The sequence below is a fragment of the Methylobacterium sp. Leaf91 genome, assembly GCF_001422815.1.
GTDB lineage: Bacteria > Pseudomonadota > Alphaproteobacteria > Rhizobiales > Beijerinckiaceae > Methylobacterium.
Genome location: NZ_LMMP01000034.1, coordinates 112611 through 128566 on the forward strand (window position 1 = coordinate 112611; position 15956 = coordinate 128566).

Sequence of the window (15956 nt, forward strand, 5' to 3'; positions counted from 1 at the left end):
GCGAACGAGCGGTCATCCGAGGCGGGCACAATCGTCGCCAAGCCTCTCAACGCTCTTCCAAAACCCTCCCGCCGCGTGTAGACGCGACCCCTAACGATCATTCACGCCGCTCGCGTCCATATCCGGCCCGCTCCAGATTGTGGCGCCGCGCTTGACGGATGCGCGCGTCCGCAAGCCAAGGCGCCCGATGCCGAAACGCACCGACCTCTCCACGATCCTCATCATCGGTGCCGGTCCGATCGTGATCGGGCAGGCCTGCGAGTTCGACTATTCCGGGACGCAGGCCTGCAAGGCCCTCCGCGAGGAGGGTTACCGGATCGTGCTGGTCAATTCGAACCCGGCGACCATCATGACCGACCCGGACATGGCGGATGCGACCTATGTCGAGCCAATCACGCCGGAGATCGTTGCCAAGATCATCGAGAAGGAGCGTCACGTCCTTCCCGGCGGCTTCGCCCTGCTGCCGACCATGGGCGGCCAGACGGCCTTGAACTGCGCCCTCTCGCTCAAGAAGCTGGGCATACTCGAAAAATTCGACGTCCAGATGATCGGCGCAACGGCCGAGGCCATCGACAAGGCCGAGGATCGGCAGTTGTTTCGCGACGCGATGACCAAGATCGGCCTGGAAACGCCGAAATCGGCCGTCGCCAACGCATCCGCCGCCAAGAAGGTGGATCGCGAAAAGTACCTCGCCGAGATCGCCCGGATCGAGACCTCCACCGACGAGGCCACTCGCCCGGCCGCCCTCGCCGCATTCGAGAAGAAGTGGCACGCAGGCGAGTCCGACCGGCGCAAGCGCTACGGCGAGCATGCCATCGGACAGGCGCTGATCGCGCTGGCCGAAGTCGGCCTGCCGGCCATCATCCGCCCCTCCTTCACCATGGGCGGCACCGGCGGCGGCATCGCCTACAACCGGGAAGAATTCCTGGACATCGTCGAGCGCGGCATCGACGCTTCGCCGACCAACGAGGTCCTGATCGAGGAGAGCGTCCTCGGCTGGAAGGAATACGAGATGGAGGTCGTTCGCGATAAGAACGACAACTGCATCATCGTCTGCTCCATCGAGAACATCGATCCGATGGGCGTCCATACCGGCGATTCCATCACCGTGGCCCCGGCCCTGACGCTCACGGACAAAGAGTATCAGGTGATGCGCGACGCGTCGCTCGCGGTGCTGCGCGAGATCGGCGTGGAGACCGGCGGCTCGAACGTGCAGTTCGCCATCGACCCGGCCACCGGCCGGATGATCGTCATCGAGATGAACCCGCGCGTGTCGCGCTCGTCCGCGCTCGCCTCCAAGGCGACGGGCTTCCCCATCGCCAAGGTCGCGGCCAAGCTCGCGGTGGGATACACCCTCGACGAGATCGCCAACGACATCACCGGCGGCGCGACCCCGGCCTCGTTCGAGCCGACCATCGACTACGTCGTCACCAAGATCCCGCGCTTCGCCTTCGAGAAGTTCCCCGGCGCCGAGCCGACGCTGACCACGGCGATGAAGTCGGTGGGCGAGGCCATGGCCATCGGCCGCTGCTTTGCCGAATCGCTGCAGAAGGCGCTGCGCTCCCTGGAGACCGGCCTCACCGGCCTCGACGAGATCGAGATCGAGGGGCTCGGCAAGGGCGACGACCACAACGCCATCAAGGCGGCCCTGGGCACGCCGACCCCGGACCGTCTCCTCAAGGTGGGTCAGGCGCTCCGCCTCGGCGTCAGCCACGAGGAGGTCCACGCCTCGTGCAAGATCGATCCGTGGTTCCTGGAGCAACTCCAGGCGATCATCGACTTGGAGAACCGGGTCAAGGCCCACGGCATCCCCACCACGCCCGGCGCGCTGCGCCAGCTCAAGGCGGCGGGCTTCTCGGATGCCCGCCTCGCGGTGCTCGCCAAGACCGACGAGGACAGCGTCCGAGCCGCCCGCCGGGCGCTGGGCGTCCGCCCGGTCTTCAAGCGCATCGACACCTGCGCGGCCGAGTTCAAGGCGCCCACCGCCTACATGTATTCCACCTACGTGGCGCCCTTCGCCGGCGCCGTGGTCGACGAGGCGCAGCCCACCGACGCCAAGAAGGTCATCATCCTCGGCGGCGGGCCCAACCGTATCGGCCAGGGCATCGAGTTCGACTATTGCTGTTGTCACGCCTGCTTCGCGCTCACCGAGGCCGGCTATGAGACCATCATGGTCAACTGCAACCCGGAGACGGTCTCCACCGACTACGACACCTCCGACCGGCTCTATTTCGAGCCGCTGACGCAGGAGGACGTGCTCGAGATCATCGAGACCGAGCGGCAGGCCGGCACGCTGCACGGCGTCATCGTCCAGTTCGGCGGCCAGACCCCGCTGAAGCTCGCCCGCGCGCTCGAAGCGGCCGGCGTGCCGATCCTCGGCACCTCCCCCGACGCCATCGACCTCGCCGAGGACCGCGACCAGTTCAAGCGCCTCCTCGACAAGCTCGGGATGAAGCAGCCGAAGAACGGCATCGCCTATTCCGTCGAGCAGAGCCGCCTCGTGGCCTCCGATCTCGGCCTGCCCTTCGTGGTGCGGCCGAGCTATGTGCTGGGCGGCCGCGCCATGGCTATCATTCGCGACGAGGTCCAGTTCGCCGACTATCTCCTCGACACTCTGCCGAGCCTGATCCCGTCGGACGTGAAATCGCGCTACCCCAACGACAAGACCGGCCAGATCAACACGGTGCTGGGTAAGAACCCGCTCCTGTTCGACCGCTATCTTTCGGATGCCACCGAGATCGATGTGGATGCCATCTGCGACGGCAAGGACGTCTATATCGCCGGCATCATGGAGCACATCGAGGAGGCTGGCATCCATTCGGGCGATTCCGCCTGCTCGCTGCCCTCGCGCTCGCTCTCGCCCGAGACCATCGCCGAACTGGAGCGCCAGACCAGAGCGATGGCGCTGGCCCTACAGGTCGGCGGCCTGATGAACGTGCAATACGCCATCAAGGACGGCGCGATCTACGTGCTGGAGGTGAACCCGCGGGCATCCCGCACGGTACCCTTCGTCGCCAAGGTTATCGGCGAGCCCATCGCCAAGATCGCGGCGCGTGTCATGGCCGGCGAGCCGCTCGCGAGTTTCGGGCTCAAGCCCAAGGTCCTCGACCACATCGCCGTCAAGGAAGCCGTGTTCCCCTTCGCCCGTTTCCCTGGCGTCGATGTCCTGCTCGGACCGGAGATGCGCTCCACCGGTGAGGTCATCGGCCTCGATTCGAGTTTCGGCGTCGCCTTCGCCAAGAGCCAGCTCGGCTCGGGCACCCTCGTGCCGAAAAGCGGCGCGGTGTTCGTTTCGGTCCGTGATGCCGACAAGGCCCGCATCCTGCCGGCCATCCGGGAGTTGTCGGAGGCCGGTTTCGTCATCGTCGCCACCAGCGGGACGCAGCGCTACCTCTTGGAGAACGGCGTCCCCACGGAGCGGGTGAACAAGGTGCTGGAGGGCCGGCCGCACGTGGTCGATTCGATCAAGAACGGCGACATCCAGCTGGTGTTCAACACGACGGAAGGCGCAGGCGCACTCTCGGACTCGCGCTCCCTGCGCAGGGCGGCCCTCTTGCATAAAGTCCCGTACTACACCACTCTAGCCGGAGCGATGGCAGCGGCCGAGGGGATCAAGGCCTATCTCGAAGGTGATCTCCAAGTCCGCGCTTTGCAGGAATACTTCGCGGCCTAACATTTGATGCTGCGTCCGACTTGATTGGACGTAGCAGGTGCCAAGGCTTCAAGACCATCTTACTCTGGCCCGGAGGGAGCATTCCGCTCCCGACCGGGCCTATTCATTGTGGCGCGAGACGATGACGATAGACAAGGTTCCGATGACGGTGCGCGGGTTCGCTGCGCTGGAAGCCGAGCTGAAGCATCGCCAGCAGGTGGAGCGTCAGCGCATCATCCAGGCCATCTCTGAAGCGCGCGCGCTCGGCGACCTCTCGGAAAATGCTGAGTATCATGCCGCCAAGGAAGCGCAGTCCCACAACGAGGGCCGCGTCATGGAGCTCGAGAGCATGATCGCCCGGGCCGAGGTGATTGACGTGACCAAGCTGTCCGGCACCAAGATCAAGTTCGGCGCCACCGTGAAACTGGTGGACGAGGATACCGAGGAAGAGAAGACCTACCAGCTCGTTGGTGAGCCCGAGGCAGATGTCCGTTCGGGTCTCGTCTCGATCACCTCCCCGATCGCTCGCGCTCTCATCGGTAAGGGCGTTGGCGACACCGTAGAGGTGACGACGCCGGGTGGCGGCAAGTCCTACGAAGTGGTCGCGGTCCAGTACGGCGTCTGACGTCGGAGAGATCTCATCATGAAGCCGGCGGCATGCCGCCTTTCAGTCAGGATCTTGCAGAGAGCGGCGATCGCTATCGCCGCTCTTCTCGCTATGGCCGCGCCGACCCTCGCCCAAGGGCTTTCGTCCTTCGGTAGTTCGAAACTGTCGGCCATCCGTGTGGATGTGGGGCCTTTGCTGGTTCAGGGCGGCGGTGCCCCCGCGGAGGCGCTTCGCGGGGATCTCCTGACTGCGTTGAATCAGGAATTTGCCGACAGGCTCGGCGGGACCGGACCGGTTCTGGTGGTGAGGATCAAGAGCCTTTCGCTACGTCCCTATACCGGCAGCGAAGGCGGCCGCAGCGGCTTTGGTGGCGGCTCGCAATCCGACTATCTCGATGGCGAAGCCCTGCTCGTCGGGCGTCGGGGCGAGGTGCTTGCCCGGCATCCGCAGCTTTCAGCCCTGCCATCGAGCTCGGGCGGGGCATGGTATGACATGGATTCGGAACGCCGCCGCGTAGCCGCGATAGCCCGGCACTATGCCGGCTGGTTGCGCCGAGCATTCCCGTCGAACTGACGCAGCCATGTCGATCTTGGGAGCAGCCGGTGTGATGCGACCTGCTGGTGAACTCGTGTCCGCAAAACTCGCTCATCTCGGCGCCTGGATCGTTACGGACGGCAAGGCCGGCGATGAGAACCAGTGCATCGGTCTGGCAGAGACGCTCGGTCTGGACTACGAGATCCGCCGCGTCTCGCCGCGCCCCCCCTTCGGCTGGCTCGCCCCGTGGGGACCGATCGACCCGCGTGATCGCCCGGGCCAGCGAGGCGGTGCCTTGGCCGGTCCCTTTCCCGAGATCGTGATCGCCTCGGGCCGCCGCGCCGTTCCCTACCTTCGCGCGATCCGGAAAGCGTCGAAGGGCCAGACCTTTACGGCCTTCCTGAAGGATCCACGGACAGGCCACGACACTGCGAATTTCATCTGGGTGCCGGATTACGACGATCTTCGCGGGCCGAACGTGCTCACCACGCTGACGGCGCCGCACCAGGTGACGGCGGCACGTCTGGCGGCTGCGCGCCGCTCACCCGACCCCCGTCTGACTCATCTTTCGAAGCCTCGCGTAGCGGTATTGATCGGGGGTGACAGCCGCCATCTGAGCTACCGTACGACCGACATGAAGCGGCTTCTCGCCCATCTGACGAAGCTGGCCGATGGCGGTGCGTCGCTCATGCTCACGGTGTCCCGCCGCACACCGTCGCCCCTGCGTTCGGCCTTGCAGCGCCTCGTTGAAGAGAAACAGGGATTCTTCTGGGACGGTACGGGGGCGAACCCCTACGTGTCGCTGCTGGCGCTCGCCGACGCCATCGTGGTCACGTCGGATTCGGCCAATATGGTGGGGGAAGCGGTGAGCACCGGCGCGCCGGTGCTTCTCTTCGATCTCCCGAAAACCTACATCCGGCACAGGCGGCTCTTCGCCGGCCTGGCCATGGCGGGCGCGCTGAAGCCCTTCACCGGCCGTCTGGAAGAGTTGCATTACACCCCCCTCGACGCGACGCCGACCATCGCAGAAGCTATGGCCCGCGCCTATATCGAGCACCGCGCCGGGTTCGCACCTGCGTCGCGGCCGTAGGAGACGTCCGAACCATGGCCCCCCACCATTCCAAGCTCATCATCATCGGCTCAGGCCCGGCCGGCTACACCGCCGCCATCTATGCGGCCCGCGCCATGGTCGAGCCGCTCCTGATCTCCGGCTTCCAGCCGGGCGGCCAGCTGATGATCACGACCGATGTCGAGAATTATCCGGGCTTCGCCGATCCGATTCAGGGACCGTGGCTGATGGAGCAGATGAAGCTCCAGGCCGAGCATGTCGGCACGAAGATCGTGTCCGAGTACATCACCAAGGTCGATCTGCAGGCGCGGCCGTTCCATCTGGAAGCCGATTCCGGCGAAACCTACACCTGCGACGCGCTCATCATCGCCACAGGGGCGCAGGCGAAATGGCTCGGCCTGCCGTCCGAAGCGAAGTTCCAGGGCTTCGGCGTGTCGGCCTGCGCTACCTGCGACGGGTTCTTCTTTCGCGGCAAGGAGGTCGTGGTGGTCGGCGGCGGCAACACGGCCGTCGAGGAGGCGCTCTATCTCGCCAACCTCGCCTCGAAGGTCACGGTCGTCCATCGCCGGGGCGAGTTCCGTGCGGAGCGCATCCTGCAGGAGCGCCTGTTCAAGCATCCCAACGTCGAAGTGGTCTGGCATCACGCGATCGAGGAGATCTGCGGCAGCCAGTCACCGCCCTCGGTCACTCATCTGCGCCTGAAGGACGTGCGCTCGGGCGCGATCACCGAGCGGAAGGCCGACGGCGTCTTCGTCGCCATCGGGCATCAGCCGGCGACCGGGATCTTCGAGGGACAGCTCGCCATGCGCCATGGCGGCTACATCGAGACGAAGGCGGGCACGACCGAGACGGCGATCCCCGGTGTCTATGCCGCCGGCGACGTGACGGACGATGTCTACCGGCAGGCGATCACCGCGGCCGGCATGGGCTGCATGGCGGCGCTGGAGGCTGAAAAGTACCTCGCGGCCCTCGAACTGGGTGAAACCCCACAGCAGGCTGCCGCCGAATAGGGAAATTTTCGTTCGGCGCCTTGCGTCGGGCGTCAACCTAATCGCAAGATCGTTGTCCTAAAACCAGCACGAGCCGAGTTCCATCGGCTCGGCGTCCCGTGTTGTTTGGCCGAACCGTAGGAAACGGCGGCCGGGCACACCGAGACACGGCAAAGACCGATCCCAGACCGAACCGGGTCCGGCATCGGGAGTCCGGTCGTCGGAACGGGGCTGCGTGAGGGGGTTGGACGCCGTGGACTGGGACAAGATCCGGATCTTCCTCAACGTTGCCGAGGCTGGCAGCTTCACCCGCGCGGGCGACGATATCGGCCTGAGCCAGTCGGCGGTCAGTCGCCAGATCAGCGCCCTCGAACGCGAGTTGAAGGCTCCCCTCTTTCACCGCCACGCCCGGGGCCTCATCCTGACCGAGCAGGGCGACCTGCTGTTCCGGGCCGCGCGGGACATGAAGCTGCGACTGGAGAACACCCGGGCGCGCCTCGTTGAGACGAGCGAGCGTCCGAGCGGCGACCTCAAGGTGACGACCACGACGGGTCTCGGCACCTCCTGGCTCGCCCAGCGTGTCGCGGAATTCCTGGACCTCTATCCCGACGTCCGCGTCGAGCTCATCCTCACCAACGAGGAACTCGATCTGGCCATGCGCGAGGCCGACGTCGCGGTTCGGATGCGGCGACCCGCCCAACCGGACCTGATCCAGCGCAGGCTGTTCACGGTGCATTACCATGCCTTCGCCTCGGCCGATTACGTGAAGCGGTTCGGCGAGCCGAAATCCATCGCGGACCTAGACAATCACCGCCTCGTCTCATTCGGCGGCAACGAACCCTCCTACCTGCTGGCGACCCATTGGCTGTCCACCGTCGGCCGTGAAGGCCAGGAGCGGAGAACGATCCACTTCACCGTCAACAATATCGCCGCCCTGCAGAAGGCGATGGAAACCGGCGCCGGCATCGGTATCCTCCCGGATTACGCGGTCGAGGGGCAGACCGGCCTTATGCAGGTGCTGCGCGACGTCGAGATGCCGCATATGGAGAGCTACCTCGTCTATGCCGAGGAAATGCGCTCCGTGGCGCGCGTGCAGGCCTTCAGGGACTTCCTCGTGGCGAAGGCCCAGCGCTGGACCTACTGACCGGAAGAAGTCTCTCAAGGCCTGTTTGCGTTGTTAATCCAGGGCTTTACCTCATCCTGAGGTGTCGCGTAGCAGCCTCGAAGGAGGCTACCAGGGATAGCACGACAGCTGGAGCTCTCCTTCGAGGCCCTTTGCTCAAGCAAAGGGCTCCTCAGGATGAGGTGATCTGCTGGGATGATCGGCTTCGGCATAAGCTTCCACCGAAAAAGCCGATCAAACCGGGCCTCAAACGAACAGGCGCTCGTTTTCGAGACCCTTGTAGAGCCCGGCCACCTGCTCGCCGTAGCCGTTGTAGATCAGCGTCGGAACACGCTGGTCGGTGCCGAGTACGCGCTCCGATGCCTGGCTCCAGCGCGGATGCGACACTGCCGGGTTCACATTGGCCCAGAAACCGTATTCCGAGGCCTGGAGGCCTTCCCAGAACGTCTTCGGCCGCTCGGCGACGAAGGACAGCTTCACGATCGACTTCACCGATTTGAAGCCATACTTCCACGGCACCGCGAGGCGGATCGGCGCGCCGAACTGGTTGGCGAGCGGCTTGCCGTAGATGCCCGTGGCGATGAAGGCGAGGTCGTTGTTGGCCTCCTCCATCGTCAGACCCTCGACATAGGGCCACGGATAGAGGAACGAGCGCTGGCCCGGCGCCATGGCCTTGTCCATGAACGTCTCCATGCGAACGTATTTCGCACCGGATGCGGGCTTTGCCAGGGCGACGAGCTTGGAGAGCGGGAAACCCGTCCAGGGCACCGACATCGACCAAGCCTCGACACAGCGATGGCGGTACAGCCGCTCCTCGAGGGTCATCTTGCGGACCAGATCGTCGATCCCGATCTCGAACGGCTTTTCGACCAATCCGTCGATCTTGATGGTCCAGGGGCGGGTCTTTAGCGCATTAGCAGCCGGCAGCACGGTCTTCGACGTACCGAACTCGTAGAAGTTGTTGTAATCGGCCGAGAACTTCTCGGCCGTCAGCGGACGGTCGAGCGTATAGGCATCGTTACGCGCCGCCGGATAGAGACCGCTCGTCGGATCGGCGGCAGCGAATGCGTGCTCGACGCCGACGAGAGACGTCGCGGCGAGGCCCGCAGCCCCGCCCAGCAAGGCGCGGCGGTTGAGGAAGACGCTCTCGGGCGTCGCGAGGCGCTCAGGCATTTCCCAGCCGCGACTGCGCTTGATGTACATGTGCCGTCCTCGAAAATGGTGGGATCGCCGCTTGCGGCGGCTGTATCCCGCGAAGATCGTCCCCGCCGCGCATCAGCGCAAGCGAGGCCTATCGTCACCATTCGATGAGAGGCCGCCACCGGTTACATCGGCGTGCCGCTCAGGGGCGCGCCGCGTCGTCGCGCAGGGCCCGGCGAAGCACCTTGCCGACATTGGTCTTCGGCAGCGCGTCGTGGAAGACGATGCGCCTCGGCACCTTGTAGCCGGTCAGCTGCGAACGCGCGTAGCTTCGCAGCGCCTCGACATCGACGCTCTTATCCTTGAGCACCACATGCGCCACCACCATCTCGCCGGTCTCCTCGGATCGGGTGCCGACCACCGCGCATTCGAGCACGCCGGGATGGCCGACGAGGATTTCCTCCACCTCGTTCGGGTAGACGTTGAAGCCCGAGACCAGGATCATGTCCTTCATCCGGTCGACGATGCGTACCTGCCCGTCCGCCTGAAGCACCGCTACGTCCCCGGTGCGGAAATAGCCATCGCTGGTCGTCGCCAGCGCAGTCTCGTCCGGCCGCTTCCAATAACCCGCCATGACTTGTGGACCACGCACGCAGAGTTCGCCCGGCTCGCCGGGAAGGACGTCCCTCCCCTCGGCATCACGGATCGCCACATCGGTCGAGGGAACCGGAAAGCCGATCGTACCGGTCCAATCCGCCCGCGGGTCGTTCACGCAGACCACGGGGGAAGTTTCCGACAATCCGTAGCCCTCGACGATGGACTTGCCCGTGATCGCCTTCCATTTGGCCGCCACGGGAGCCTGCACGGCCATGCCACCGGCGATGACGAAGTGGATTGCGGAGAAATCCACCTCGGTGATCTTCGGGTGGTTGTTGAGCATGTTGAAGAGCGTGTTCACGCCGGAAATATGCGTGAAGCGATTGCCCTTCAGGGTCTTCACGAACCCGTCCACGTCGCGTGGATTGGGGATGAGCAGGCAGCATCCGCCGATGCTCATGAACAGGAAGAAGCAGCCGGTCAGGGCGAAGATGTGATAGAGCGGCAGAGCCGTGACCATCACCCGGTCGACCCCGTCGGTCTCCGACACGCAGAACCAGACCCGGCACTGAGCCACGTTGGCGACGACGTTGGCATGGGTCAGCATCGCCGCCTTGGCCGCGCCCGTCGTACCCCCGGTATATTGCAGGAAGGCGAGATCCTGCGGTCCGACCGGGACGGACACTTTCGGCAGGCTTCGCCCGCGGCGCACGACCGCGTCGAAGCGCAACGTCTTCCCCGTGGGCAGTCGATAGGGAGGCACCGCCTTCTTGATATGGCGCGCGGCGAGATCGATCATCCGGCCCTTGAGGCCAAGCCCGTCACCCGGCCCGGCGACGACGATCCGATCGAGGTCGAGATCGGCGCCCGCGCCGGCGACCGTATGGGCGAAATTCTCGAGGACGAAGAGCGCCTTCGCGCCTGAATCGTTGATCTGCACCGCCAGTTCACGGGGCGTGTAGAGCGGATTCACGTTGACCACGACGCAGCCGGCCAGCAGGATTCCATAGATCGTCGCCGGATAGGCCGGCACGTTCGGCATCATGATGGCGATCCGGTCGCCCTTGCCGAACCCCTCGGCGACCAGCCAGGCCGCAATGGCATCGGCGGAGGCACCGAGTTCGGCATAGGTGACGGATGTGCCGAAACATCGGATGGCCGGACGAGCGGCGCATTGCGTCGTGCTGAGCCGCAGGATGTCGACGAGGGTGCGCGGGCTGGTGACGTCGATCTCGGCGGGTATGCCGGGCGGATACATGGAAAGCCATGGGCGCACGGAAACCGGCCCGGGGGCCGTGCCTTGGACCATCTCGATCCTCCCTCTGATGTGCGCGGCGGCTTGTTATCCGCGCAGCGGCTTGGTGCCGCCTTCGTTCATATGTAAACTATCTTTTCGACGTCCCTGTCATCGGATCAAACCGCAATCGACGGGGCGCCGGGTTTCTTCCGCCGCGATCTGTCACGAAGTGCCAGCCACACGAGTATGGCATGAGGCAGAAACGCGGCGAGAACGAGGGACGCTCCCAAACCCGCCTCGCCGGTCGATAGAGCGCGCCTGGGCCAGGGGCCGAAGCCCGCCATATGAGCCTGCCCGATCACTGCGAAAGCGAACCATAACGCGAGAAAGCCCGCGGCGCTGCGGAGAAGGCCGGTGGCGAGGCGACGCCCCCAGGATGCCGCCGAGGTTCGGCCGCCGATCAGGAGTGCGCCCACCGCCAGGGCCGAGCCGAACACGAAGGCCGACGAAGCGGAACCGAGGGCGAAGGCAACGCTCATCGGCTGATAGGTGAGGAAGGTCATGCCGCCGGTGGCAAAGCCTGCGCGAAGCACCAAACCGCCGAAGGTCGGATAGAGGCTGAGGGCGAGAAGCAGCGTGCCCCCCAGCAGCACGCCGACGATGCGCCGGGGAAGGGACGCGGTGCTTATCGCCGCCATCGCAACGAGCCTCGCCAAGCCATAGACGATGGCGAAGGTGAAGAGCGGGTATTGCTGCAGGAAGAAGCCGTAGAACCGCGCCGCCAGCTCGGGCGGAAGCGGCGAGGCTTGGCTCAGCCCGGTCACGGCCGTGGCGCACAGCGCGAGGAACGCGGCCATCAGCGGGAATGCCGCAGGCACGAGCGGTGAGATCGCGCCTACGGGAGAAGTGGCGGCGGCCGGGACGAGCACCGCCGACGCGCCGCCGGATGGCATCACGCCTCGTAATTGTCGCGGACGAGCCGGTCGAGGAGGCGCACGCCCCAGCCCGCACCCCAGCTCCGGTTGATCTCACTGGGGCTCGACGACATCGCCACGCCGGCGATGTCGAGATGGGCCCAGGGAACGTTGTTGACGTAGCGCTTGATGAACGAGGCGGCGGTGGCCGCGCCGCCATGGCGGCCGCCGGTGTTCTTCATGTCGGCGAACTTCGAATCGATGGCCTTGTCGTAGGCCGGGATCAGCGGCATCCGCCACACCGCCTCGCCGGTCGCCTCGCTGGCGGCGGCGATCTTGGCGGCAAGCGCATCGTCGTTCGAGAACATGCCGGCGATGTCCTGGCCGAGGGCGACGATGATCGCGCCGGTGAGCGTCGCCAGATCGATCATGAATTTCGGCTTGTAGGCGCTCTGCACGTGCCAGATCACGTCGGCGAGGACGAGACGTCCCTCGGCATCGGTATTGATGATCTCGATGGTCTGGCCGGACATCGAGGTGACGATGTCGGCGGGGCGCATCGCGCCGCCATCCGGCATGTTCTCGACGATGCCGATCGCCCCGATGGCGTTGACCTTCGCCTTGCGCGAGGCGAGCGCGAACATCGTGCCGACGACACAGGCGGCGCCGCCCATATCGCCCTTCATGTCTTCCATGCCGCCGGCGGACTTGATGGAGATGCCGCCGGAATCGAAGCACACGCCCTTGCCGATGAAGGCGATGGGCGCCTCGGACGCGTCGGCGCCGCCGTTCCACCGCATCACGACCACGCGCGCTTCGCGGGTGGAGCCCTGCGCGACGGCGAGGAGCGCGCCCATGCCGAGGGCTTCGAGCTTGCCGGGGCCGAGAACCTCGACCTCGACGCCGAGCTTGGTCAGCTCCTCCGCACGCCGGGCGAATTCCTCCGGGTAGAGCACGTTCGGCGGCTCGTTGATGAGTTCGCGGGCGAGCAGGACGCCGCCGGCCACGGCCTCGGAATGCTTGGCCGCCGCCTCGGCTCCCGAAGGATCGCCGACCATGAGCGTGAGCGCGGTGACGCGGCCTTCTTCGCCCTCGGGCTTCTTCTTCGTCTTGTAGCGGTCGAAACTGTAGACGCGCAGGCGCGCTCCGAGAGCGAAATCGGCGGCATTGGCCGGGCTCACAGACGCGCCGGGCCAATCGAGGGCGACATGGGCCTGGCGGCCGCTGAGCTTGCTCGCGGCATAACCGCCGAGCGCCGGCCAATCGATCTTGGCGCGATCCTTCTCCGAACCGAGGCCGATGACCAGCAACCGGTCGGCATCGAGCCCGGCGGGCGCGGGCAGCGCCAGGGAGGTGAGCGACTTGCCCTTGAACCGCTCGCTCGCGGCGGCGCGCGCCACCAGATCGGACGCGCCGCGGCCGACGGCCTGTGCGACAGCGGGGGAGAGAGCCAGATCATCGCCGACGAAGAGAACGATGTCGCCGTGGCCGACCGGGCCGAGCGGCCCGAATGCGATCGTGATACCGTCCGCCATAAGTCACGCTTTCCGAAGGTCAGGATTGGTGCGTGCGGCGGAACACGCGCCGCCGCGACACTCCCTGTGTACCCATTGATGCGGAGAACGCAACGCGATCCGCCCGCCGCGAAACCGCCCGAATTGAAGTGCCCCAGAGTGATCGACATCGGTGGACGGGCACGATGCCGGGGGGCATGAGGAAGGTCCGTGGGACGCGTCCCACGGACGCCATGCGCTAGGGCCCGCCGCGAGATCTGATGACGCAAATCGAGCGCTACATATTCAGGATCGCGGCCGGGGCCTTTCTCGCCTGTCTGATCGGCCTCACGAGCACGATCTGGGTGACGCAGGCCCTGCGTGAGCTCGACCTCATCACGGCCAAGGGTCAGACCCTCGTCATCTTCTTCCTGATCACCGGGCTTTCGGTGCCGACGCTGATCACCGTCATCGCGCCCGTGGCGCTGTTCATCGCCGTCGTCTACGCCCTGAACCGGCTGAACGGCGATTCCGAACTCATCGTCATGTCGGCCGCCGGCATGCAGCCGCGCCGGATCCTGCGTCCCTTCCTCACCCTGGGGCTCATCGTGAGCGCGGGCGTCGCCTTTCTGACGATCCAGGTGATGCCGTCCTCGTTCCAGGAACTGCGCGACGTGTTGACCCGCGTGCGCGGCGACTTCATCGCCAATGTAGTGAAGGAGGGCCAGTTCACCGAGCTCGACAGCGGCATCACCTTCCATTTCCGCGAGCGCGGTCCCGGCGGCACGCTCCAGGGCATCTTCATCCAGGACAAGCGCGAGGCCGGGAAGACGGTGGTCTATCTCGCTGAGCAGGGACAGGCGGTGGATTACGAGGGGCAGAGCTATCTCGCCCTCGAGAAGGGCAGCATTCACCGGCAGCAGAAGGATTCGCGGGATTCCTCGATCATCACCTTCGAGCGCTACACGGTGGATCTCGCGGCCTTCACGCCGCCGGACGGCGAGACCGTCTACAAGCCGCGCGAACGGTCGACCGCGCAACTCCTCTTCCCCGACACCAGCGAATCCTACTACCAGACGCAGAAGGGCCGTTTCCGCGCCGAAGTGCATGACCGGCTCTCGGCCTGGCTCTATCCTCTCGCCCTGACCCTCATCGCCTTCGCGGCTTTGGGCGATCCGCGCACGACGCGCCAGGGTCGCGGTCTGGCAATGGCGGGTGCGGTCATCGCCGTCATCGTGCTGCGCATCGCGGGCTTCGCCGCCAGCAGCGCGGCCGTGCGAAGCCAGGGCGCCGTCTTCGCCATCTACGCCGCCCCGATTCTGGCGCTGGCGATCTCCTGCCTCGTCGTGTTCAACGGGGCCGCCGTGCGGGACTGGAACGCGCGCGTCTCCATGACCCTGACGAATTTCGGCCGCGCCATCCTGCGCCGGCCGCGCCTCGGCGACAGGTGAGGCCGCCGCGATGATGATCGGCTTCACCCTCGGCCGCTACTTCGCCCTGCGCTTCCTGCGCACGGTGCTCGGCGTGTTCATCACCGTCTTCGCCCTGGTCTACACCCTGGATTTCGTCGAATTGCTGCGGCGCGCCGGCGACACCGAGGGCGCGTCCACAAGTTTGATGGCCCAGCTCTCGCTCTACCGGACCCCGGCCGTCGCCGAGGGCGTCCTGCCTTTCGCGATCCTGTTCGGCTCCATGGCGGCCCTGCTGCAGCTGTCGCGCAAGCTCGAACTCGTGGTCGCGCGCGCCGCCGGAATCTCCGCCTGGCAGTTCCTCCAGCCCGGCATCCTGGTGGCGCTGGCCATCGGGGCTTTCACGGTGGGGGTCTACAATCCCCTCTCGGCGGCGATGAAGCAGCGCTCGACCGAGATCGAGGCCAGGATCTTCGCGAAATCCACGAAGGCCAATTCCGGCAAGGATTTATGGATCCGCCAGAACAGTCTCGACGGACAGGCGATCCTCCGTGCCGGGACGGCGATCGAGGGTAGCACCACCCTGGCGGGGGTATCGGTCTACACGTTCGACGAGAACGGGGTGTTCCTGTCGCAGATCGAAGCCGCGCGTGCGACGCTGCACGACGGTTACTGGTCCCTTCAGGACGCGCGGCTCCTCACCAAGGGCCAGCCGCCAGAGGGCTACGACACCTATATCCTCGCCTCCAATCTCGATCCCGGTCAGGTGAAGCAGCGCTTCACGCCTCCGGAATCTGTGCCTTTCTGGCAACTGAACGAGACCATCGCACGGACGGAGCGGGCCGGGTTGGATGCGACGCGCTACCGACTCCAGTATGATGTCCTCATGGCGAGGCCCATTCTCTTCGTTGCCATGGTGCTCGTGGCAGCCAGCGTTTCCTTAAGGTTCTTCCGCTTTGGTGGAGTGGGCAAGCTTGTGCTTGGCGGCGTGGCGGCGGGGTTCTTCCTCTACGTCGCGCGGCAGGTCATGGAAGGCCTCGGCGCATCAGGCATCGTGTCGCCCCCGGTGGCGGCATGGTTCCCGGCCGTGGTAGGGAGTCTTCTCGGTACGCTCACGCTTCTCTATCAGGAGGACGGCTGATGCCGTTGTCGGTGACGGGATGCGAAACGAGGCCGAGGCAGAGGTTGGGAC

At 65.7% G+C, this 15956-nt stretch carries 12 protein-coding genes; 8 read left to right on the plus strand and 4 right to left on the minus strand.

What is annotated here, in order from left to right; translation table 11 throughout:
• The first annotated feature begins 187 nt into the window (after positions 1–187).
• From carB to ASF32_RS17475, 6 genes are all read left to right on the plus strand, one after another.
• Positions 188–3673, plus strand: coding sequence for a carbamoyl-phosphate synthase large subunit (gene carB / locus ASF32_RS17450; protein WP_056431125.1), 3486 nt, complete (start codon positions 188–190; stop codon positions 3671–3673).
• Between the two features lie 127 nt (positions 3674–3800).
• Positions 3801–4277, plus strand: coding sequence for a transcription elongation factor GreA (gene greA, locus ASF32_RS17455; protein ID WP_187273304.1), 477 nt, complete (start codon positions 3801–3803; stop codon positions 4275–4277).
• A gap of 18 nt (positions 4278–4295) precedes the next feature.
• Positions 4296–4832, plus strand: a complete 537-nt coding sequence (locus ASF32_RS17460) for a hypothetical protein (RefSeq protein WP_200919173.1) — start codon at positions 4296–4298, stop codon at positions 4830–4832.
• Between the two features lie 34 nt (positions 4833–4866).
• Positions 4867–5883: a mitochondrial fission ELM1 family protein gene (locus ASF32_RS17465; RefSeq protein ID WP_156467870.1), complete on the plus strand. Its 1017-nt coding sequence runs from the start codon at positions 4867–4869 to the stop codon at positions 5881–5883.
• A 14-nt stretch (positions 5884–5897) separates the two neighbouring features.
• Positions 5898–6872 (plus strand): thioredoxin-disulfide reductase, encoded by a 975-nt coding sequence (gene trxB / locus ASF32_RS17470; RefSeq protein ID WP_056431134.1) that lies wholly within the window; start codon positions 5898–5900, stop codon positions 6870–6872.
• Positions 6873–7104: 232 nt separating this feature from the next.
• Positions 7105–7995: a LysR family transcriptional regulator gene (locus tag ASF32_RS17475; protein WP_056431588.1), complete on the plus strand. Its 891-nt coding sequence runs from the start codon at positions 7105–7107 to the stop codon at positions 7993–7995.
• A gap of 225 nt (positions 7996–8220) precedes the next feature.
• Here ASF32_RS17475 and msrP read toward each other — a convergent pair whose 3' ends face one another.
• The 4 genes from msrP to ASF32_RS17495 form a co-directional block, all read right to left on the minus strand.
• Positions 8221–9177 carry a protein-methionine-sulfoxide reductase catalytic subunit MsrP gene (msrP, locus tag ASF32_RS17480; protein WP_056431138.1) on the minus strand — a complete coding sequence of 319 codons (957 nt, stop codon included), beginning with the start codon at positions 9175–9177 and terminating at the stop codon, positions 8221–8223.
• A gap of 139 nt (positions 9178–9316) precedes the next feature.
• A complete protein-coding gene (locus ASF32_RS17485) occupies positions 9317–11020 on the minus strand; it encodes an AMP-binding protein (RefSeq protein ID WP_056431142.1) in 1704 nt (567 codons plus the stop codon).
• A 104-nt stretch (positions 11021–11124) separates the two neighbouring features.
• Positions 11125–11901, minus strand: coding sequence for a hypothetical protein (locus ASF32_RS17490; protein ID WP_056431145.1), 777 nt, complete (start codon positions 11899–11901; stop codon positions 11125–11127).
• Positions 11901–13397 carry a leucyl aminopeptidase gene (locus ASF32_RS17495; protein WP_056431148.1) on the minus strand — a complete coding sequence of 499 codons (1497 nt, stop codon included), beginning with the start codon at positions 13395–13397 and terminating at the stop codon, positions 11901–11903. Before ASF32_RS17495 ends, ASF32_RS17490 begins: the two co-directional genes overlap by 1 nt.
• A 239-nt stretch (positions 13398–13636) precedes the next feature.
• Here ASF32_RS17495 and lptF point away from each other — a divergent pair, with 239 nt between their 5' ends.
• The gene (gene lptF, locus ASF32_RS17500; protein ID WP_056431151.1) at positions 13637–14806 is read left to right on the plus strand and encodes an LPS export ABC transporter permease LptF; all 1170 of its coding nucleotides are present in this window, start codon (positions 13637–13639) and stop codon (positions 14804–14806) included.
• Between the two features lie 10 nt (positions 14807–14816).
• Positions 14817–15905 (plus strand): LPS export ABC transporter permease LptG, encoded by a 1089-nt coding sequence (gene lptG, locus ASF32_RS17505; RefSeq protein WP_056431154.1) that lies wholly within the window; start codon positions 14817–14819, stop codon positions 15903–15905.
• Positions 15906–15956: the final 51 nt, after the last annotated feature.